Genomic DNA, 20557 nt, shown 5'->3' on the forward strand with positions numbered 1-20557 from the left:
GCAGCGCAGGCCCGTCGTTTCGGACTCGTGAAATTGTACCGGTCTCGCCCCCGGGGAAACCCGGCGGTTTCAGCCTGTCACGAACCGGGCCTTGCGGCTTACTTGCTCGTGACGGTCAGCTGGTTGTCGACCGACTTCACGCCCTCCACCGCCTTGGCGATGCTCTCGGCGCGATCCTTCTCGGCGGCGGAGGCCACCTTGCCGGTCAGCTGAACATAGCCGTCGGCGTCCGTGTCGACGTGCACCATGGCCAGCGACGAGACCTTGCTGGCGGCGAGCTGGGCCTTGACCTTGGTCGTGACGACCGAGTCCTTGGCCCAGGTGCGGGTCGGGCCGGCGGGCTTGTTGTCTGCGGCGACGCCGGCGAGCGGCACGGCCAGAGCAGCGGCGACGGCGAGGGAAGCGAGCTTGGAGAACTTCATGCCAGATCCTTTCAGGGGGTCATCGGAAGCGGCGGCAGAAGCGACGCACCGCATCACAGGAATTTAGAGAGGGCGCCAGCCGCCGGCTGCCGGACGACGGCCTGCGCGTTTGTAGGAATGCGACGCCTGACCACCTGCCGAAGCGCCGATGCCCTCACCGGCGCTGACGCGTGCGGTCGCGTTTACGCTGCGGCCTTTACAGGAAGGAAGGCAAGGAGCGCGATGGACAACCTCGATCTGGGCGTGCTGCGCACGGCGGCCGGCTGGCAGGCCGAGGCGCGCGGCGTGGTGCTGGGCACCATCACGCGCACCTGGGGTTCCGCGCCGCGCCCGGTGGGCTCGCTGGTGGCCGTGCGCGACGACGGGCTGATCGCCGGCTCGGTCTCCGGCGGCTGCATCGAGGACGACCTGATCGCGCAACTGCGCGCCGGCAGCCTGCAGCTGGAGAAGCCCACGCCGCTACGCTATGGCGTCGGTGCCGAGGAGGCCCGCCGCTTCGGTCTGCCCTGTGGCGGCACGCTTGAGCTGCTGCTGGAGCCGCTCGGGCCGCAGTCTGCCGTCGACGACCTGCTGGCCCGGCTGAGCCGCGGCGAGCGCGTGCGCCGCACGTTGGACCTGGCGACGGGCGCCGTCACGCTGGCGCCGGCGGAACGCGGCGCCGACACGCTGCAGCTGACCGACGCCCAGCTCGTGAGTCACCATGGCCCCCAATGGCGGCTGCTCGTCATCGGCGCCGGTCAGATGACCGACTACCTCGCGCAGATGGCACTGGCGCTCGGCTACGGCGTGACCGTCTGCGACCCGCGCGAGGAGTACGCCGAGGGCTTCGCGCTGGCTGGCGTCACCCTGACGCGCGACATGCCGGACGACGTCGTGACGGCATTCGACGTGGACGACGCGACCGCAGTGGTTGCATTGACGCACGATCCAAAGCTGGACGATCTGGCGCTGATGGAAGCGCTCAAGAGTCCGGCGTTCTACGTCGGCGCCATCGGCTCGCGCGTGAACCAGGCCAAGCGCAAGGCTCGTCTGGCCGAGCATTTCGGCCTGACGGCTGCCGAACTCGATCGCCTGCACGGCCCCGTGGGCCTGCACATCGGTGCCCGCACCCCGCCGGAGATCGCGCTCTCCATCCTGGCGGAGATGACGGCAGTGCGGTATCGCGCAGGCGGCGCTCGGCCGGAGGTCGGCTGCGCCGTCTGATCACTTCATCGTGTAGCCCCGGCCGTCCATGCAAGCCTCCACCGCGCGGTTGAACACGCTGGTATCGGCCTGTGCATTGGGCTGCGTCGTGGCCCAGCGGTTGCACTCGCGGCGGTCGGTCTCCAGCTGCTCGCTCGACTGGCCGTTGCGCGGGTAGATGATGGGATCAGCCTTGGGCGGAGGTGGGGGCGGTGACGGCTGGACCTGCACCGGCGCCACTTCCACCGGCGGCGTGACGACGGCATAGCCCTCCGGCACGGCCCGGTAGTACACGCCGTTGGCGTAGTAGTAGGGCAGGCCGCCCAGCGTGACCGTCACGTAGGCCGGCGGCAGCAGCGGGATGACGACGCCCACCGGCGGCGCGACGACGCGGTAGCGCGGGCCCCAGGGCTCGTACCAGACGCCGCCGTGGAACCAATAGCGGTGCGGCCCGGCGCCTACGACGACGGCGCCGCGCGGCACGTAGGGCGCCACGTAGCCGGGGGCGGGGTAGTAGTGGTCGTGGTGGTAGCGGTTGTCGAACACCATGCCGATGCTGACGCGTGTGTGCACGTCGGCGTGGGCGGGCGAGGTGGCGAGGCCGGCGCACAGGGCCAGCAGCGCAAGGGAGGAGGTGGTGATTGCCTTCATGGTCGTCATCGTTCAACGGATGGAAGCCGGCGGTACGGATCCAACGCCGCGAGGCTGCGCCGCGTGGACGGCGGCGGTATTGCGGCCACGTAAAGTTCGCCGCATCCCGCCAGCCTCGTCGAGCCCGCCATGATCGAACTGCACTACTTCCCGAGCAACGCCAGTTTCGCGCCCCACGTCCTGCTGGAGGAAATGGGCGTCCCGTTCCAGCTGCGCGTGGTGGACCGGGCGAACCAGGAGCACAAGTCGGCCGCCTACCTGAAGCTCAACCCGAACGGGCTGATTCCGGTGCTGGTGGACGGCGACCTGGTGCTGTACGAGACGGCCGCCATCCTGATGCACCTGGCCGACTGTCACCCAGGCTTTGCGCCGGCGTCTGGCACGTCCGAGCGGGCCGAGTACTACAAGTGGATGGTGTGGCTGACGAACACGCTGCAGGCCATGCTGATCCATTACTTCTACCCCGATCGCATGGCGTCGGATGGCGCGGAGGTGAAAGCCCGGGCCGAAGCGGCGGTGGCGCCGATGCTGGACCAGATGGAGGCACAGCTGGCCCGCCATGGCGGGCCGTGGTTCCTCGGCGAGGCCTACACAGCCGTGGACCCGCTGGCCTTCATGCTGTGCCGCTGGACGCGCATGCAGGCCCGGCCGGCCAAGGCGCGACCGGGGCTGGCGGCCTACCTGCAGCGCGTGCTGGCGCGGCCTGCGACGCAGCGCGCAGTCGCGACGGAGCAGCTGGCGGAACCGATCTACTGAGGCTGGGGACGGCGGCCGGCACGGGCAGCCGGCGCACCGAGACCGTCAGACGGCCTTCTGCTCCAGCACGTAGTTCGCGCCGTCGTACTGCCCCAGCCGCTCCACCAGCAGCGGCAGGCATTCGGCCAGCTCGTCGTGCAGCGTGTACGGCGGGTTGGCCACGAACATGCCGCTGCCCATCATGCCGAAGCCGCGCTCGTCCGCCTGGGCCACCGTCAGCCGCACATGCAGCCAGCCTTTCTTGGCCGCGGCGTCCGCGCTGGCCTTCAGCCGGCCCGCGAGCTGGGTGGACTCCAGCAGCTGCAGCTGCGGATACCAGACCATGGCGACAGTGTCCGGTGCGCGTTCCAGCGCCTCGCGCAGCGCGGTCAGTACCTTGGCGTAGTCCGTCTTGATCTCGTAGGGCGGGTCCATCAGCAGTGCCGCGCGCCGCGTGGGCGATGGCAGCTCGGCCTTGATGGCCGCAAAGCCGTCTCGGTCGCTGACCTGCGTGTTGGGCCGGCTCTCGAGGTAGCTGGCGAGGATGCGGTGATCGGTCGGGTGCAGTTCGTAGGCGCGCAGCCGGTCGTTCTCGCGCAGCACGAAGTTGGCGATGGCCGGCGAGCCGGGGTACTGGCGCAACTGGCCGTCGGGGTTGAAGGCACGCACGAGGCCGACGTAGTCGGCCAGCGGCTCGGGCAGCGCCGGGCTGTCGTAGATGCGGGCGATGCCGCCAGCGTATTCGGCGTTCTTCTGCGCGTAGCGGCCCTCGACGGAGTAGCCGCCGGCGCCGGCGTGCGTGTCGATGAGGGTGTAGGGCTTGTCCTTTTCACCCATGTAGCGCAGCACGCGGGTCAGCACGAGGTGCTTGAGGACGTCGGCATGGTTGCCGGCGTGGAAGGCGTGGCGGTAGGCGAGCATGGGCCCGATTGTCGCCAAGCCGGCCCTTGCGCCGCGTCAACCCGGCCGGCGCGGTTCAGATAGCACACTCCGCAGCAACCGCACATCACGCAAGGCTGCCGCGGATTTCCTAGCCTTGCGGCCGTTTTTCCTTTTCCAGCTCCCACACAATGACCACTCTTTTCGACCCCGCCCGCTTCGGCGACATCGAGCTCGCCAACCGCGTCGTCATGGCGCCGCTGACGCGCAACCGCGCGGTGCAGCAGACGCCGGGCGACCTGCACGTCGAGTACTACCGCCAGCGTGCCGGTGCCGGCCTCATCCTGACCGAGGCGACGCAGATCCGCCCCGACGGCCAGGGCTATTTCGACACGCCCGGTATCCACACGCCCGAGCAGATCGCCGCATGGAAGCGCGTGACCGACGCCGTGCATGCCGAGGGCGGCAGGATCGTCGTGCAGCTGTGGCATGTGGGCCGCATTTCGGTGAACCGTCTGCAGCCGGGCGGCCAGTCGCCGGTGTCCTCCACGGCTCGCGCCGCGAAGACGCGCACCTATGCCGCCCACGGCGAGCTGGTGCCGACCGACACGCCGCGCGCCTTGCGCACCGACGAGCTGCCGCAGCTGGTGGCCGACTATGCGCAGGCCGCGCGCAACGCCATCGCCGCCGGATTCGACGGCGTCGAGGTGCACAGCGCCAACGGCTACCTGCTGGAGCAGTTCCTGCGCGACAGCACCAACGACCGCACCGATGCCTACGGCGGCTCCATCGAGAACCGTGCGCGGCTGCTCATCGAGGTGATGACGGCCGTGGCCGAGGCCATCGGGCCCGGCCGCACGTCGCTGCGGCTGTCGCCCGTGACGCCGAGCAACGACATCGGCCAGGATAGCGACCCGCAGGCCCTGTTCAACCACGTGGCCGACCGCCTCGCACCGCTGAAGCTGGCCTTCCTGGAGGTCGTCGAAGGCGCGACCGGCGGCCCGCGCGACAACGCGCCGTTCGACTACGCCGAGCTGCGCCGCCGCTTCAACGGCCCCTACATCGCCAACAACGGTTTCGACCGCACGATGGCGCTGGACGCCGTCGCCAGCGGCCGGGCCGACGCGGTGTCTATCGGCCGGCCGTTCATCAGCAACCCCGACCTGGTGGACCGCCTGCGCGACAACCTGCCCTGGGCCGAGCTGCACAAGGAGACGCTGTACGGCGGCGGCGCCGAGGGTTACACGGACTATCCGACGGCGGTGGCGTAGCCGCGAGACTGGCCAGGGCATCACCGGCCGGGTGCCCGGCCGGCGGCTTCAGGTCTGGAACGCGCCGGGATGGCGTGTGGGCCCGCCGAGCGCCACGCTGGTGTGCGGGTGCCGGTACTCGCGCGTCGGCGTGAGCTTCAGGCCCTCGGCCTCGCCGGCGTCCTGCGCCTTGCCGCGCAGTGACGACTCGGGCTTGAGTCGGAAGTCCTCGCGCTGCGGGCGCACGAACTCGTCCCAGTCGGCGGCGAAGTTCGCGTGCCGCGTCCAGTAGGCGTCGGCCGCCAGCTTGGGCGCGCCGACCAGCAGATTGTTGGCCAGCGTCACCTCGGTGCGCGGCGGCGTCACGCGCAGCCAGATGCCGCCGCTGGGCCGCTGGTCCACCAGCGTGTTGTTGACGAGGTGGAGCGCATGCCGGCCGCCACGCGGGCCCTCCACGCCGAAGGAGATCACGTGCGGGTTCTCCGTCGTGGAGGCCTGCATGATGAGGTTGCCCATGACGATGGCGATGCCGCCGTTGGGGAACTCCAGCTCGTAGCTCGCCCGGCCACCGATCTCGTCGGTCAGCCGGTTGTAGAGGATGTGATTGACGGCTGCGCGGCTCTTCAGCAGGTGGCCCAGCAGGCCGCCGTGGAAATAGCTGCCCGTGACGGCCAGCCGCTGGATGGCGCCGACGTAGAGGTTGTGCGTGAGGCCGTCGCGCAGCAGGATGGGGCCGAAGTCGCAGTCGATGATGTCGAGCTCGGCGCTGGCCTCGTTGGAAGCCAGCAGGCCGTTCTCGTTGTCGCGGAACGCGCAGTCCACCAGCGTCAGCGAGCCCGCGTCCAGTCGGATACCGGCGCCGTTGCGGTCGGGCACCGTGCAGCCGATGAAGTCGAAGCCCTCGATGCGCTGGCGCCGGCCGCTCGTCACGAACAGCCCCTTGCCCTGCGCATGGGCGCCGTTGGCGATGACGCGCACCCGTCCGCCCACCGCGCGCAGCGTCAGGTCGTGCTGCGGCCAGCTGGCCACGTCGGCGACGTAGTCGCCGGCGTCGACTTCGATCACGCTACCGTCACGGGCCTCGCGTGCTGCGGCGGCCAGAGAGCGGATGGCGCGTTGCGGGCCGACCTTCATTGCTGGCCCGGCGTGGCTCAAGGCGGGCAGCAGTGCGGCAGTGGCCAGCAGTTGGCGGCGCTGCATCATGAACTCTTCCTCATCTTGGCTTTGAACAGCTCGGCAATGCCCACCTCGCGCGGGCCCGGCAGCAGCTCGAAGTCCTCGCCGGCAGCCAACGTGCCCTCGCGCCGCACGGCCAGGTAGAAGCCGCAGTAGCCGCTCTGCGCCATCAACTTGGAGGCCTGGTTGAAGCCCATGTGGGCGTTGAACTTGAAGCAGGGCTGGCGGGGCTCGGAGACGACCAGCTCGCAGTCGCCGAAGCGCAGCACGTCGCCGATCCACACGCGCGTCTCCAGCAGGCCCATGATCGTCAGGTTCTCGCCCATGTCGCCCGGCTGCAGCGCGCCGGTCACGCGGGCCTGCTGGCGCACGGTCGTCCAGAAGGCGTAGTGCTCGTGCGGGTAGGCGTAAATGGCCTTGGACAGCCCGCCGTGCACGCTGAGATCGGCCTGCGCGTCGCCCGCCAGCCCCAGCGGCTGCACGGCGACGCTGCCCTCGCGGGCGCGCTTACGGATGGCGGAGTGGAGGGACTGGCCGTCGGTCGCGACGAAGCGTTCGACGGCGGCGGTGTTCACGCTGAGCAGCTGCATGCCCCGCATTCTGCGAGAGTTATTTCGGCGTGTTCGCCTACAAGGCGACATCCATGGGACGTCTAGGCTCGCCCGGCTAAGCATTTCAAGGGAGAGCGCATGACTGCACTCGACAGTGGCGCCCGGGTGTGGGCGGGCCTCGCCGTCACGCCATCCAGCGAGTTGATGTTCGTCGTTGGTGTGCTGCTGGCCGGCGCGCTGGCGGGCGAATTCATTGCCGCGACGACGCGGCTGCCGCGCGTGGTGGGCTACACGCTGGCCGGCTGCCTGGCCGCCTCCGTCGGACACGGAGTGGCGCTGCCGCTGTCCGGCGCCGCGCAGACGGTGACCGACCTGGCGCTGGGCCTGCTGCTGTTCGAGATTGGCAGCCGCGTGAACCTGCGCTGGCTGCGGCGCAACCCGGGGCTGCTGGCCACCAGCTTGGCCGAGGCGCTGTTGAGTGCCGTCGCCGTGGCGGCGGTGCTGCGGCTATTCGATGTGAACTGGGCCGCTGCCGTGGCTTGCGCCATCCTGGCCATGCCGGCACCGGCGGCCGTGTCTGGCCGTGTGTCGCTGGAGCTGGGCGCCGAGGGCCAGGTCACGCAGCGCGCGCAGCTGCTGACCGCGCTGAACACCTTCTACGCAGTGGTGGCGCTCACGCTGATGCGCACCTGGTGGGCAGCCGACGACGGCGGCAGCCTGCCGCAGGCGCTGGCGGGTCTGGCCATCTCGCTGCTGACGACGCTGGGCGTGGCCGCGCTGCTGGCGGGCGGCACCTACCTGGCCGCGCGGCGGCTGGATCTGCGCAACGAGAGCGCAGCGCTGCTGCTGTTCGGGCTGGTCGCCTTCGCCATCGTCGCGGCGCGCGCCATCGGCGTGTCCACGCTGCTGATGCCGCTGCTGGCCGGCCTGCTGCTGCGCAACACCAGCGAGCGGCCGTGGGTGTGGCCGCGTCACTTCGGCACGTCGGGCGGCGCGCTGGTGCTGATGCTGTTCGTCATCGTCGGTTCGGCCTGGTCGCCCGCGGTGCTGGTGGCCGGCGGCTTCGCCGCGCTGGCGCTGATGGCGGCGCGCTTTATCGCCAAGACGCTGGCCATCAACGCGTTCGCGCCCTGGGCCAAGGCCAGCTGGCGCCAGGGCCTGGCGCTGTCCATCACGATGACGCCGCTGTCCGGCACGGCGCTGGTCATGCTCAGCGAGCTGATGCGCGGCGAGCCCGAGCTTGCCGCAGGCGCCGTGCCCATCATCCTGGCCAGCATCGCGGTGCTGGAACTCATCGGGCCCATCGCGGTCCAGTTCGCGCTGCGGTACGCGGGCGAGCTGCCGCCGGCGCCCCGGCGTGTGCGACGCAACAAACAGGAGGCCGGCGAATGAGCCTGGGCATCTTCTCCACCTCACAGCCGCTGACGCTGGGCGTCGAGCTGGAACTGCAGATCGTCAACAACGATGACTACGACCTCGCGCCCGTCTCCGGCGACCTGCTGCGGCTGGTGAAGACGCACAGCATCCCCGGCAACATCACGCCGGAGATCACCAGCAGCATGATCGAGCTGTCGACCGGCGTCTGCACGGGCTTTAACCAGGTGCTGTCGGAGCTGGGCCAGATCCGCGATGCGCTGGTGGACTGCGCCGAGCGGCTGGACGTGAGTCTGTGCGGCGGCGGCACCCACCCCTTCCAGCACTGGAAGCGCCAGCGCATCTTTGAGACGCCGCGCTTTCACGAGCTGTCGTCGCTGTACGGCTACCTGTCCAAGCAATTCACGATCTTCGGCCAGCACGTGCACATCGGTTGCCCAAGCGCCGACGAGGCCCTGGTGCTGTTGCACGGCATGAGCCGCTTCATCCCGCACCTGATCGCGCTCGCGGCCTCGTCGCCATTCGTGCAGGGCGAGGACACGGGCTTCGACTCGGCGCGGCTGAACTCGGTTTTCGCCTTCCCGCTGTCGGGCCGCGCGCCGTTCGTTCAGACCTGGAGCGAGTTCGAGCGCTACTTCACCAAGATGACGCGCACCGGCGTCGTCGCGGGCATGAAGGACTTCTACTGGGACATCCGGCCCAAGCCCGAGTTCGGCACCATCGAGGTCCGCGTGCTGGACACGCCGCTGACCATCGAGAAGGCGGCCGCCATCGCCGGCTTCATCCAGTGCCTGGCGCGCTGGATCACCGTCGCGAAGCCGTTCACGCTCAGCGAGGACGACTACCTGCCTTACACCTTCAACCGCTTCCAGGCCTGCCGCTTCGGGCTGGACGGCACCTTCGTGGACCCGGAGACCGGCGAGCACCGCGTGCTGCGCGACGACCTGGACCAGGTGCTGAGCCGGCTCGACCCGCACGCCGCTGACCTGCGCGCCGAGGCGGCGCTGCAATACCTGCGGCGGGAGATCCACGGCGTGGGCAACGACGCGGCGTGGCTGCGGCGCATCGAGGAGGAGAACCACCTGCTGCCCGAGGTCGTCCGGCGGGCGACGCGGCGGTGGCATGGGTAAGGGAGGCGGGACACTCGCGCCTGCGCTCGAGGTGGCTTCCAAGTTAGCGCATCAGGTGACGGCTACCAATTGAGCTGCAGATGCGCCAGCTTGCCAGGAACGCCGACCCAAGCTTCATGATCTGCGAGCGGTGACCTTGAGCGAGTGATTTGCTTCCAGCTCGGATCTTTGGCCAGTTGCGCATTGATTTCTACAAACGCGGCTTGTTCTTCCGGAATCTCGTTGGCATTGACGATGGCACCAACGGGGCACTCAGGAACACAGACCGAGCAATCGATGCATTCGGCTGGATCGATCACCATGAAATTCGGACCTTCTACGAAGCATTCCATCGGACAGACGTTCACGCAGTCTGTGTACTTGCACTTGATGCAGGACTCGGTGACGACGAATGGCATTGATTCTTATTCCTCTCGACCTTGGATTCCCTTTGGCGGTTCCCTCAAGCGCCTAACGAATTCACCGGCTGACACTGCCACCTGGTGCAATGAGAGGTTGGGCCGCATGTGATGACAAACGGCGAAGGAGGTCCTCAACCTGCGCGTGCCAGCGCGCGTTCGACTCCTGCCGCTCACCCCAAAGATGCCTTAGCTCTGAATCCTGACTGGCGACGCTCCTTACGGCCTTAGTGGCCAGCGGAGCTAGCTGCTTAACGTTTGCCGCGATAGCGGCCGCCGGTTGTTGAATCTCGGCGGGAAGGAGTTGCGTAGAGCTGGTGACGCCGCTTGCGACGACTTCGGCAGCGGCAAGCGCGGCTTGACCGTGGAGACTATCTATCACTCCATCTGCCAACGCTCGTTCCAATGACGAGCGAACAAACTCCACAGAGGGTGCTCGTGCGAAATCAATGATCCAGTCCAACGCACCATCGTTCTCGAAGCTCCCCGGACCCCAGGCTCCAGCGTAGGAAGGAGAAGCAGTCAAGATGGAGAGGGCAGCGATGGCGAAGCGTCGGGTAACCATGCGGCTCAACGTTCGAGTGAACCCCAACCGCAGAGGCGAGCCTTGTAAGGCAGGGCGGCGGCGACGGTACTTGCTATGGCGCCGCCGGGCCTTTCAGGGCTTGCCGTAGCGGGTCGGGGCTTGAACGCGTTAGGCATCAGTGGCTTCGCGCCGGCGCTTGACTCGCCCAACCAGCTCACTCTCTGCGATCCTTGCCGCGCCAGCCGCGAGAGTTTGGATCAATGAGGAGTTGCTCCCCTTCTCGGACTAGGCGTTGCACCATAGCGCTCGCGTTGTGCGCGCCGTGCTGTGGCTCCATGGCTTGAGCGACTTCAGCTGCGTTCTCGGCAACTCCGACCCCGTTGTTCAGGCGAACTCTCAAGCCTGTGTCGTGCAAGGCGAGGCCTTCCAGTTGATCAATCTGCCAATTGGCTTGCCAAAGTGAGTGTTTCGAGCCCATGCAGCATGGTACCGGGTGGCCTCTAGGCCTTTGGGGCATTGCGCGGCGGCACGCAGCGACTCGCCCGCCACGCCGCGACCAACGCTCGCGCCAACCCCGGCAACTCCCCCCGGCCCACACGCTTCGCAAAGCCGAAGCGCTCGCCAGCGTAGATCCGGTCATACGCCAGCCGCGAGACATGCGCCGGCCAGCCCTGGGAGGCCATCAGCGCGGAGAAGCGCTCCAGCTGCTCCAGAGCAACCGGCACCGGGCGCCCGTCGCAGGGGACGGGCTCGTCGAGCACCAGGCGGTCGGCCTCGTGATCACGGCGGATGCGGCGTGGCCCGAAGCTGGGTAGCGGACTGGGGCGGGAGCGGCGGTGCGGCATGGCCTGCAAGATAGTCCGGCACCGGCCACCGCCGCTGTCGAAAAGCACCGCTTCCGCCGGCCTGCGGCGCAGGCCGGCGCAGTTTCCGGCGCGGGGCGTGGTTTCGGTCACGATCAGGCTAACGCCACTTCCTGGCGGCTCGCGTCGCTGGCCACGCCGGCGTCCAGCAGCCGCTGCACGGCCAGCGCTTCATGCGCGGAGACCGGTGGCTGGCCGTGTCCGAGCAGCGCGTCGCGCAGACCGTCGTAGTAGGCCGGGTAGTCACCGCGCGGCAGCGGCTCGGGTTGGACGGGAGCGTCATCGCCAGTGAAAAGCCGTGCATGCCGCGCCTCCAGACCCCAATCAGCGGCGCAGGGTGCACGGGCGCCGCTCTTCAGGTCGGCCTCCTGGCCGTCCAGCCCCTCGACCTGCCAGCTGCCGGCCGTGCCATACAGCAAGAAGCGCGGCCGCGGCGCAGCGGCAAGCATGCTGGCGGCGAGCGTCACGCGCAGGCCGTCGTAGGGCCCACCGGCCCAGCGCAGCCGGGCGGTGAAGCCGTCGTCCACCGGCGCGCCGTCGCGGGCGCGCACGCGGTCCAGCGTCAGCGCGGCGGGCGGGCCGAACAGCTGCACGGTCTGGTCCAGCAGATGCGGGCCGAGGTCCATCCACAGGCCGGCGCCAGGTTCGTCGCGCTCGCGCCAGCGGTCGCGCACGGCGGGGCGGAAGCGGTCGAAGTGCGACGCCAGCTCGACGGGCCGGCCCACGCGGCCGTCCGCCAGCAGCCGGCGCAGCGCGAGGAAGTCGCTGTCCCAGCGGCGGTTGTGGAAGACGCTCAGCAGCCGGCCCTGGCGCTCGGCCAGCGCCACAAGCCCGGCTGCCTCTTGAGCGTCGAGCGCGAACGGCTTGTCGATGACGACGTGGCGGCCGGCCTCCAGCGCCTGCCGCGCCAGCGGATGGTGCGTGCGGTTGGGGCTGGCGATGACGACGAGGTCGATGTCGTCGCGGGCGATGAGCGCGTCGGCCGCGCAGACGGCCACGTCGGGCCCCAGCGCCCGCGCCACCTTGCCGGCGTCGCTGCTGGCGACGGCGGTGAGCGACAGGCCGGGCGTGGCGCGGATCAGCGGCGCGTGGAAGGTGGCGCCGGCATAGCCGAAGCCGATGAGGCCGGCGCGCAGCGGGGCCGCGGAAGGGTGCAGGTCGGAGCGGCTTGGCGGCGTCGTCATGTCCGCGAGTGTCCCGTGAATCGGCGGCCGGCTGCCGACCCTGCGCCTCGGGGGGAGGGCCCCGCCTTAGGGGGCAGCCGGCCGTGGGGCTGTCATGGGCCGCCGCTAAGCTGGCCGACGACCATGCCTGCCGCCCCGCCCGCCCTCAGCCCCGCCGCCCTCGCCCGCAGCATTCCCTTCGCCGTCTTCATGGCCCTGCTCGCGCTGCGCGGCTACTTGCCGGCCGACCTCGGTCTCGATGCCCGCTGGATCTACGGCGTCCAGGCGCTCGTCGTGGCGGGCCTGCTGGCTTGGTACTGGCGCGGTTATGGCGAGCTGGTGCGGCAGACGCTGCCCGACGCGCGCGAGGCCGGCTGGGCCGTCGTCGTCGGCATCGCCGTCTTCGCGGTGTGGGTGCGGCTGGACGCTCCATGGATGCAGCTCGGCACCGCCACGGCCACCTTCGTGCCGCTGGACGCGGCCGGCCAGCCCATCTGGCCATTGATCGCATTGCGGCTGACGGGGGCGGCACTCGTCGTGCCGGTCATGGAGGAGCTGTTCTGGCGCTCGTTCCTGATGCGCTGGATCCAGCACCCGGGCTTCGAGCGCGTGGACCCGCAGACCGTGGGCCTGAAGGCCGTCGTGCTGTCCACCTTCGTCTTCACGCTGGCGCACACGCTATGGCTGGCGGCCATCATCGCGGGGCTGGCCTATGCGCTGCTGTACCGCCGCACCGGCAAGCTGTGGACGGCCGTCATCGCCCATGCCGTGACGAACGGGCTGCTGGGCGTGTGGGTCGTGACAACGGGGCGCTGGGAATTTTGGTGACCCCCCGGTCGCGGGGCCTGTGGTTCTAGGGGACAACCCTGGGGGCGACGCCGCGCGCTTCCTACACTGCCGCCCGCTCTGCATCCGCGGAGCCGCGACGGGCCACACAACGCCCGAGTCCATGCAGTTTCCAGGGAGACCCATGCCCATCGTCGTTCAGCGCCTGCGTGGCGCTTTTGCCAGCGCCTGTGTGGCGCTCTCATTGATCGGCTGCGGCGGTGGCAGCAGCAGCAACCCGCCAACGCCGGAGCCCCCGGCGCCCGTCACCACCGGCCAGATCACCGGCCAGGTGCTAAGCGCCGCCGATGCCAGCCCCGTCGCCGGTGCCCGCATCACGGCCGCCGGCGCCACCGCCACCAGCGATGCACAGGGCCGCTTCACGCTCGGCGGCCTGGCACCCGCCGCCAGCGTCGTGCTGCGCATCCAGGCCGATGGCCACCTCGACGTCGTGCGGCCGCTGCCCGTGGCGGCCAACCAAACCACGCAGATCACGCAGCGCCTCGTCGCCGCCGGCGCCGCGCAGACCTTCAACGCCGCCACGCCCGGGACGCTGAGCGTCGCCAACTCGCTGGCCGCGGTGGACCTGCCGGCCAACGGCTTCGTCGTCGACGGCAGCAGCACGGCCGCTACCGGCACGCTCAGCGCGCGGCTCAGCGTCATCGACCCCGCGCGTAACCCCGGCGCGATGCCTGGCCGCTATGTCGCCAGCACGGGCCGCGCGATCGAGAGCTTCGGCGCGATCACGGTGGACCTGCGCGACGCAGGCGGCAACAAGGTCAACCTTAAGGCCGGCACGACGGCCACGATCCGCATCCCGCTGGCCACGCGCTCGGCCGCGCCGCCGGCCACCGTGCCGCTGTTCCACCTGGACGAGACGACCGGCCAATGGGTGCAAGAGGGCCAGGCCACGCTGAGGGTCACGGCCGCGGGCAGCTACTACGAAGGTACCGTCAGCCACTTCAGCAGCTGGAACGCTGACATCGAGACGGACACCATCTTCGTCAACGGCTGCGTCAACGACAGCGCCGGCAAGCCGGCCGCGTGGGCCCTTGTGCAGACCTCGGGCATCGACTACTCCGGCATGAGCTACGACGTGACGGACACGAACGGCAAGTTCCGCGTGCCGATTCGCAAGAACTCGCTGGCCGAGCTGCTCGCCACGCTGGACCAGCGCTCCACGCCGACGATCACCGTCGGCCCGTCGGCCACCGACATCACGCTGCCCAACTGCCTGGTGCTGGCCGATGCGGCCGCGCCGCAGATTGTTACGTCGCCGGTGGACCGCACGGTCGTGGCCGGCCAGTTCGTCTACTTCCGTGTCAGTGCCAGCGGCGGCGCGCTGCGCTACCAGTGGCAGCGCAACGGCGTCGACATGCCGGGCGAGACCTTCGACACACTGAGCTTCTACGCCGCGCTGGCCGATGACGGCGCTCGCTACACGGTCGTCGTGCGCAACAGCCAAGGCCAGGTCACCAGCGGCGCCGCGGTGCTGCACGTCAACCCGGCGACGCTGCCCGTTGTCACGGAACAGCCGCGCGATGCCAGCGCCCGCGTTGGCGAGACGGCCAGCTTCGCCGTCACCGTCGTCGGCAGTGCGCCACTGACCTACCAGTGGCAGCGCAATGGCGTGGACATCGCCGGCGCGACGGCGGCGGCGTACACGACGCCCGCGCTGGCGCTGGCCGACCAGGGCGCGCTGTACCGCGTCGTGGTGCGCAACGCCTACGGCAGCGCCACCAGCGCCCCGGCGCTGCTGAGCGTCACCGGCACCGTGCCGGCCGCGCCGGTCATCACCGCGCAGCCGGTCGCCGTCACGGCGACGGTGGGCCAGACGGCCACCTTCCTCGTGTTGGGCAACGGCAACCCCGCGCCCACCTACCAATGGCTGAAGAACGGTGCGGTCATCGCCGGTGCGACCGGCCAGACGTACACGACGCCGGCACTCGCGGCGGGCGACGACGGCGCGCTGTTCAGCGTCAAGCTGAGCAACTCGCAGGGCGAGGTGGTCAGCAGCACCGCGCTGCTGACCGTCAAGCCGGCCGGCAACGACACCGAGCAGGCCAACCTGATGCGCCTGCTGGGTGCCGGCAGCGTCTGGCTGCAGGCCGTCGGCGCGCCGCTGGAGGTGGCCGACGACAACGGCCTCGTGCTCGCTGCCAGTGCCGTCTGCCAGACCGGCAGCGTCAGCGCGACGCTGGGCGGCGCGGCCGTCACCGTGGGCCAGGCGCTGCCTGCGAACGGCGTGCTGGCCACGCGCTTCACCGACTGCGTCAGCGACGGCACCCGCTACAACGGCAGCGGTACGGCCGACTACCGCCTGAGCAGCCTGAGCGCGCCGGTCAACGGCAGCGCGACCGTCACGCTGTCCAGCCTGCGCATGGCGGATGTGGCCGGCGACAGCGACTACACGGTCGACGGCGGCGCGACCGTCACGCTGACCGGCAGTCAGGACGGCACCAGCCTTACGCAGAGCGCCGCGCTGACGCCGACGGCCGGCTCCAGCATTGCCAACAACCTGCTGGGCCTGCGCGCCACGCTGGCCGGCGGCGGCCTGTCGGTGGGCTCGACGACGCGCCTCAGCGACGGTGTGCCGACCGGCACGCGCGTCAGCTACAACAGCTTCGCCTTTAGCGTGGGTAGCACGCCCTACCTGGCCCAGGGCGCACTGACGCTGACCTTCGGCGGCACCAACGGCGGGCTTGCCGGCGGCAGCGGCGAGATCACGCTGAGCAGCAACGGCACGCAGGTCGGCCGGCTTTACTTTGCCAACGGCAGCCTGCAGATCGAGGTCAATGGCCGCGTGCAGCCGTTCGCCGCCCCGCGCGGGAGCGCGAGCGCGCGGCGTTGATGCCACGGGCGGTGGTGCGTCGTCAGCCGCGCCGCCGCCCGAGCCCCGAGCGTTCCAGGTCCCGAAACGCCTCAAACACCCAGGACCGCAACCCAATGACGACGCTGTACGGCCGCTTCTCGGCGGCTGGCAGCTTCTGGTCCAGCAGGTGCTGGCGGGCGAAGTCGTCAGCCGTTCGCTGCAGCCGCACGGCCAGCTCGCGCGCATGTCTGGCGCCGAACTCGCCGTGCACCAGCGTCAGCAGTTCGCCCTCGCCGTCGAAGCCGCCGGCAAAGAAGTCGGCCATGACGCGCTCGCGGAAGAACTGCATCACCGGCCCCTGCGGCCGCCAGCGCAGCGTCTTGGCCACCTTGAGCCGGTAGCGGTTGTGCGGGCGGAGCTCGATGACGCCCAGCCGGTCCAGCTTGGCCAGCGCCGCGACGGCATCCGCCTCGCTGAGGCGGTAGCGCGCCAGCACGTCCTCCAGTGTCCAAAGGCTCAGGCAGCAGATGGCCACCAGCAGCAGTTTGGGGTCGGCCACGACCGCCTGCTCCTGCGCCAGGCTCAGCTCGCGCTGTGCCGGCGCCTGGTTGGCCAGGCGGCCGGCCAGCTCAGCGAACTCCAGCTTCAGCACGCGGCAGATCTCGTCCACGCGTGACAGCGGCATCTCGCCGCCCGGCGCCAGCATGCGCTTCACGCTGGACTCCGACAGGCCCAGCGCCTGTGCCAACGCTGCGTAGCTTAGGCCCTGAGCCTTCAGTTCAGCCTTGATGAGGGCCACGAGGGATTGGGTGCTCGACATGGGTGCGAACGGTAGCGCATGACGCGCCGCAGACGCGCCTTGGCTGTGGAAATCGGCAATTCGGTAGCGCGAGCTGCTACCGGCCGGCGCTCGCGGTGCGCCTCGGAACTATTCCCGAGTTCGCTGGCCCGGGCATCGCGCAACATCGCGGCCGTTCAAACAGCACCGACAGGGAGTCATTTCAATGCGCCCCGCCTCCACCCTCATCCATCGCGACACCGGTGCCTGGCGCCTGCAGGTCTGGGTGTCCTTCGGGCTCAGCGTCATGCTGTGTGGCTCGGGCCTGGCGTGGCTGCCGGGTCAAGACCTGGACCGGGCCTTCATGGTGATGGGCTATGTGTTCTGCCTGTCCACGGCCTTCGCGCTGGTCAAGTTCATCCGCGACAACCAGGATCGCCGGGTCGACACGCCGATGTGGCGTCTCGTTGTCTGGAGCGGCTTCGCGCTCGCCATGGCCCTGACCGCCTGGGGCCTGTGGCGCATGGAGATCCAGCCGGTGTGGAAGGCGTACCTGGGCGTCTGCTGGCTGTACCTGATCTCCAACGTCTTCACCCTGGCCAAGATGCTGCGCGACGCGCACGAGGCCGACATGGCGGACGCCCGCCTGCAAGGCCGCCGCGAGGCGATGCAGACGCAGGGCGACGCCCAGTAACTGGGAGAGCTGTCCATGAAACACCTGTTCGTCCTGAGTGCACTGTCCCTGGCCCTGGCCCTGCCGGCCCGGGCCCACAACGACCCGTCCGAGGCCAGCACGGCGCTGTCACTGGCGCCGGTGGCGCTGTCGGTCGGCGCGGTCAGTGCCACCGGCGTGGCGTTGAGCGCCGTCCCCGTGGGCCTGTTCTCGGCCGGCGTGACGCTGACCGTCGTCAGCGTGGAGGTCGTCGGCGGTGCTACGGTCTGGGTGCTGGAGCGTGCGTCCGACGGTGCGCGCCTCAGCGTCAAGGTCGCCGGCAAGCTGGCCGAGGGCGTCGTCATCTCCGCGGGCGCGGCGGTGACGGTGTCGGTCATCGGCACCGGTGCCGTGCTTTCGGCGGCAGGCGAGGTCATCGCCTTCATCCCGAACGAGATCGGCAAGGCGCTGCTCCACAACGAGCGGGTGAGCCGTTGAAGTGCTGCCTCGTCGCTGCGGCGCTGGTCATCGCGACCGCGGCCCACGCCGGCCGCAGCTGCGAAGACAAGCCGCTCACCGTGCGCCAGGTCGTGCAGGGATTGAACCTTGCGCAGGCCACGGCTCGGCAGCTGGACGCAAGCGGCGCGCAGGTCGTTCTGCTGGCCCGTGCGGGGCAGGATCTGTCGAAGTACGGCCTGCAGTGGTCGCACCTGGGCTTCGCCTACAAGGACCCGCAGGCCGGTGTCTGGCGCGTGGTGCACAAGCTCAACCAGTGCGGCACCGACCATGCCGAGCTCTTCCGTCAGGGCCTGGGCGAGTTCTTCCTGGACAACCCGTTCCGCTACGCCGCCGCCTACGTCGTGCTGAAGCCCGCGCTGCAGCAGGCGCTGCTGCCGGTGCTGACCGACAACGCGCGGGCCTCGCGCCTGCATGAGCGCCGCTACAGCATGGTGGCCTACGCCTTCGGCACGACCTACCAGCAGAGCAACCAGTGGGCGCTGGAGACGCTGGCCGCGGCGGCGGCGCCCGGCGTGGTCAGCCGCCGGGCTGCGCAGGACTGGCTCAAGGACCGGGGCTACGAGCCTACCGACCTGCACCTATCCACGCTGACACGGCTGGGCGGCCGGCTCACCCGCGCCAACATCGCCTTCGACGATCATCCGAGCGCCCGCCGCTTCAGCAGCCACATCGACACGGTCACCGTGGACTCGATGTTTGTGTGGCTGCCTCGCGCGGGTCTGGCCGACACTCCGCAGCCGGTCACGCCTGAACGCGCATTGAACACGCCATGAGCCACGAGCATCCGAACCAGTTCGCCCTGCTGGGCCAGCGCCGTTTCGCGCCCTTCTTCTGGACACAGTTCCTCGGCGCCGCGAACGACAACGTCTTCAAGTTCGCGTTCACGCTGATGGTGACTTACCAGCTGCAGCTCAACTGGCTGGAGCCCAAGATGGCAGGCCTTGTCATCGGCGCGCTGTTCATCCTGCCCTACGTGCTGTTCTCGGCCACCAGCGGCCAGCTGGCCGACAAGCACGACAAGGCGCGGCTGATGCAGCTCGTCAAGAGCCTGGAGATCGCCTTCATGGCCATCGCCGCCTGGGGCTTCTACACGACGAGCGTGCCGGCGCTGCTGGGCTGCGTCTTCCTGATGGGCCTGCACTCCACGCTGTTCGGCCCCGTCAAGTACGCCTACATGCCGCAGCAGCTGAACGAACGCGAGCTGACCGGCGGCAACGGCATGGTGGAGATGGGCACGTTCGTGGCCATCCTGCTGGGCCAGCTGGCGGGCGGCATCCTCGTCGACACGCCCGTCGTCGGCCCGCAACACGTGGCCTGGGCCTGCCTTCTTCTGGCCGTGCTGGGCCGCGCAACGGCGCAGGGCATCCCGCCCAGCCCGTCGACCGACCCGCACCTCGTCATCAACTGGAACCCCTTCACCGAGACCTGGCGCAACCTCAAGCTCGCGCATGAGGGGCTGGCAGTGTTCCGCTCCTTGCTGGGCATCTCGTGGATGTGGTTCTTCGGCGCGGTGTTCCTCAGCAACTTCCCCGCGTTCGCGAAGGAGGTGCTGCACGGCAGCCCGCAGGTGGCCTCGCTGCTGCTCGCGGTGTTCTCCATCGGCATCGGCATCGGCTCGCTGCTGTGCGAGATGCTGTCCAAGCGGCAGGTCGAGATAGGCCTAGTGCCGCTGGGCGCCATCGGCATGAGCGTGTTCGCCATCGACCTGTACTTCGCCGCGACCGGCCTGCCGGCTGCCGAGCCCTACAGCGTCAGCACCTTCCTCGCGGTGCACGCCCACTGGCGTGTGCTGGCCGACCTGGCCCTTCTGGCACTCTTCGCTGGCCTCTACAGCGTGCCGATGTACGCGCTGATCCAGCTGCGCGCAAAGCCCACGCACCGCGCGCGCATCATCGCGGCCAACAACATCCTGAATGCGATCTTCATGATCGCCAGCTCCGTCATCGCCGGCGCGATGCTCGGCGCCGGCCTCACGATCCCGCAAATCTTCCTGGCGGTTGGCATCGCCAATGCCGTCGTGGCGGCCTACATCTTCCTCATCGTGCCGGAGTACCTGTTGCGCTTCGTGGCGTTCATCCTGACGCGGCTGGTCTACCGTTTCCGCATCCACCATGACGAGCGCCTGCCGACGACCGGCCCGGCCGTGCTGGTGTGCAACCACGTGAGCTTCGTCGACGCCGTGCTGCTGATGGCCGCGAGCCCGCGGCCCATCCGCTTCCTGATGGACCACCAGATCTTCAAGACACCGGTGTTGGGCTGGATGTTCAACCTTGCCAAGGCCATCCCCATCGCGCCGGCCAAGACCGACCAGGCCACGTATGAGGCCGCCTTTACCGCTGCCCGCGCCGTGCTGGATGATGGCGAGATGGTCTGCATCTTCCCCGAAGGCGGCATCACGCGAGACGGCACGCTGCAGCCGTTCAAGGGTGGCGTCATGAAGCTGCTCGAAGGCCGCCCCGACGTGCCCGTCATCCCGATGGCGCTGGGCAACCTGTGGGGCAGCTTCTTCTCGCGGGTGGAGGGCGGCAAGGCCATGGTCAAGCCACTGCGGCGTGGGGTGTGGAGCCCGGTGTCATTGACCGTTGGCGAGCCGCTGAGGCCCGAGGCGGTGACGCCGGAGGAGTTGCGCGACCGCGTGGCACGCCTACTCACGCCGCCGCAAGCTTGAACG

Annotated in this window: 21 protein-coding genes; 11 read left to right on the forward strand and 10 right to left on the reverse strand. The window is 69.5% G+C overall.

Annotated elements, in window-relative coordinates; all coding sequences use genetic code 11:
• Positions 1-98: 98 nt before the first annotated feature.
• Positions 99-422, reverse strand: coding sequence for a BON domain-containing protein (locus LXT13_RS15230; RefSeq protein ID WP_233372806.1), 324 nt, complete (start codon positions 420-422; stop codon positions 99-101).
• 222 nt (positions 423-644) lie between these two features.
• Here LXT13_RS15230 and LXT13_RS15235 point away from each other — a divergent pair, with 222 nt between their 5' ends.
• Entirely contained in the window at positions 645-1625 is a 981-nt protein-coding gene (locus LXT13_RS15235; RefSeq protein ID WP_233372807.1) for an XdhC family protein, read from the forward strand.
• Here LXT13_RS15235 and LXT13_RS15240 read toward each other — a convergent pair whose 3' ends face one another.
• Positions 1626-2255: a DUF6515 family protein gene (locus LXT13_RS15240; protein WP_233372808.1), complete on the reverse strand. Its 630-nt coding sequence runs from the start codon at positions 2253-2255 to the stop codon at positions 1626-1628.
• Positions 2256-2384: 129 nt separating this feature from the next.
• Here LXT13_RS15240 and LXT13_RS15245 point away from each other — a divergent pair, with 129 nt between their 5' ends.
• Positions 2385-3011, forward strand: a complete 627-nt coding sequence (locus LXT13_RS15245; RefSeq protein WP_233372809.1) for a glutathione S-transferase family protein — start codon at positions 2385-2387, stop codon at positions 3009-3011.
• Positions 3012-3056: 45 nt separating this feature from the next.
• On the opposite strand, the gene LXT13_RS15250 is transcribed toward LXT13_RS15245, so the two are convergent.
• Positions 3057-3911: a 23S rRNA (adenine(2030)-N(6))-methyltransferase RlmJ gene (locus LXT13_RS15250; protein ID WP_233372810.1), complete on the reverse strand. Its 855-nt coding sequence runs from the start codon at positions 3909-3911 to the stop codon at positions 3057-3059.
• Between the two features lie 149 nt (positions 3912-4060).
• On the opposite strand from LXT13_RS15250, the gene LXT13_RS15255 reads away from it, so the two are divergent.
• Positions 4061-5140 (forward strand): alkene reductase, encoded by a 1080-nt coding sequence (locus LXT13_RS15255; RefSeq protein WP_233372811.1) that lies wholly within the window; start codon positions 4061-4063, stop codon positions 5138-5140.
• Between the two features lie 48 nt (positions 5141-5188).
• Here LXT13_RS15255 and LXT13_RS15260 read toward each other — a convergent pair whose 3' ends face one another.
• Both LXT13_RS15260 and LXT13_RS15265 read right to left on the reverse strand, forming a co-directional pair.
• Positions 5189-6319, reverse strand: a complete 1131-nt coding sequence (locus tag LXT13_RS15260) for a right-handed parallel beta-helix repeat-containing protein (protein WP_233372812.1) — start codon at positions 6317-6319, stop codon at positions 5189-5191.
• The gene (locus LXT13_RS15265) at positions 6319-6885 is read right to left on the reverse strand and encodes an MOSC domain-containing protein (RefSeq protein WP_233372813.1); all 567 of its coding nucleotides are present in this window, start codon (positions 6883-6885) and stop codon (positions 6319-6321) included. Before LXT13_RS15265 ends, LXT13_RS15260 begins: the two co-directional genes overlap by 1 nt.
• Before the next feature lie 99 nt (positions 6886-6984).
• On the opposite strand from LXT13_RS15265, the gene LXT13_RS15270 reads away from it, so the two are divergent.
• Together LXT13_RS15270 and LXT13_RS15275 are read left to right on the forward strand one after the other, a co-directional pair.
• Positions 6985-8238, forward strand: coding sequence for a cation:proton antiporter (locus LXT13_RS15270; RefSeq protein ID WP_233372814.1), 1254 nt, complete (start codon positions 6985-6987; stop codon positions 8236-8238).
• Positions 8235-9350: a YbdK family carboxylate-amine ligase gene (locus tag LXT13_RS15275; RefSeq protein ID WP_233372815.1), complete on the forward strand. Its 1116-nt coding sequence runs from the start codon at positions 8235-8237 to the stop codon at positions 9348-9350. Before LXT13_RS15270 ends, LXT13_RS15275 begins: the two co-directional genes overlap by 4 nt.
• Positions 9351-9412: 62 nt before the next feature.
• Here the strand turns inward: LXT13_RS15275 and fdxA are convergent, their stop codons facing one another.
• The 4 genes from fdxA to LXT13_RS15290 all read right to left on the reverse strand — a co-directional run bounded on the left by fdxA (position 9413) and on the right by LXT13_RS15290 (position 12321).
• Entirely contained in the window at positions 9413-9748 is a 336-nt protein-coding gene (fdxA, locus tag LXT13_RS15280; RefSeq protein ID WP_233372816.1) for a ferredoxin FdxA, read from the reverse strand.
• Between the two features lie 61 nt (positions 9749-9809).
• On the reverse strand, positions 9810-10313 hold the full coding sequence (locus tag LXT13_RS28980) for a DUF4259 domain-containing protein (RefSeq protein ID WP_419964677.1): 504 nt from the start codon (positions 10311-10313) through the stop codon (positions 9810-9812).
• Positions 10314-10774: 461 nt separating this feature from the next.
• Positions 10775-11230, reverse strand: a complete 456-nt coding sequence (locus LXT13_RS15285) for a hypothetical protein (RefSeq protein WP_233372817.1) — start codon at positions 11228-11230, stop codon at positions 10775-10777.
• A gap of 2 nt (positions 11231-11232) precedes the next feature.
• Positions 11233-12321, reverse strand: a complete 1089-nt coding sequence (locus tag LXT13_RS15290) for an oxidoreductase (RefSeq protein ID WP_233372818.1) — start codon at positions 12319-12321, stop codon at positions 11233-11235.
• A 123-nt stretch (positions 12322-12444) separates the two neighbouring features.
• Between LXT13_RS15290 and LXT13_RS15295 the strand changes: the two genes are divergently transcribed.
• Both LXT13_RS15295 and LXT13_RS15300 read left to right on the forward strand, forming a co-directional pair.
• Positions 12445-13128: a CAAX prenyl protease-related protein gene (locus LXT13_RS15295; protein WP_233372819.1), complete on the forward strand. Its 684-nt coding sequence runs from the start codon at positions 12445-12447 to the stop codon at positions 13126-13128.
• Between the two features lie 142 nt (positions 13129-13270).
• Positions 13271-15976: a carboxypeptidase regulatory-like domain-containing protein gene (locus LXT13_RS15300; RefSeq protein WP_233372820.1), complete on the forward strand. Its 2706-nt coding sequence runs from the start codon at positions 13271-13273 to the stop codon at positions 15974-15976.
• Positions 15977-15998: 22 nt separating this feature from the next.
• Here the strand turns inward: LXT13_RS15300 and LXT13_RS15305 are convergent, their stop codons facing one another.
• The gene (locus LXT13_RS15305; protein WP_233372821.1) at positions 15999-16757 is read right to left on the reverse strand and encodes a helix-turn-helix domain-containing protein; all 759 of its coding nucleotides are present in this window, start codon (positions 16755-16757) and stop codon (positions 15999-16001) included.
• 184 nt (positions 16758-16941) lie between these two features.
• Here LXT13_RS15305 and LXT13_RS15310 point away from each other — a divergent pair, with 184 nt between their 5' ends.
• The 4 genes from LXT13_RS15310 to LXT13_RS15325 are packed head-to-tail and all read left to right on the forward strand — an operon-like array spanning position 16942 to position 20554.
• Positions 16942-17409, forward strand: coding sequence for a YiaA/YiaB family inner membrane protein (locus tag LXT13_RS15310; RefSeq protein ID WP_233372822.1), 468 nt, complete (start codon positions 16942-16944; stop codon positions 17407-17409).
• A 15-nt stretch (positions 17410-17424) separates the two neighbouring features.
• Positions 17425-17865, forward strand: a complete 441-nt coding sequence (locus LXT13_RS15315; protein ID WP_233372823.1) for a hypothetical protein — start codon at positions 17425-17427, stop codon at positions 17863-17865.
• A complete protein-coding gene (locus LXT13_RS15320) occupies positions 17862-18659 on the forward strand; it encodes a DUF2145 domain-containing protein (protein ID WP_233372824.1) in 798 nt (265 codons plus the stop codon). The genes LXT13_RS15315 and LXT13_RS15320 overlap by 4 nt, the downstream gene beginning before the upstream one ends.
• Positions 18656-20554 (forward strand): MFS transporter, encoded by a 1899-nt coding sequence (locus LXT13_RS15325; protein ID WP_233372825.1) that lies wholly within the window; start codon positions 18656-18658, stop codon positions 20552-20554. The genes LXT13_RS15320 and LXT13_RS15325 overlap by 4 nt, the downstream gene beginning before the upstream one ends.
• Positions 20555-20557: the final 3 nt, after the last annotated feature.

Origin of the sequence: Pelomonas cellulosilytica (assembly GCF_021353265.1) — a bacterium.
In the GTDB taxonomy this organism is placed as follows: Bacteria; Pseudomonadota; Gammaproteobacteria; order Burkholderiales; family Burkholderiaceae_C; genus Pelomonas; species Pelomonas cellulosilytica.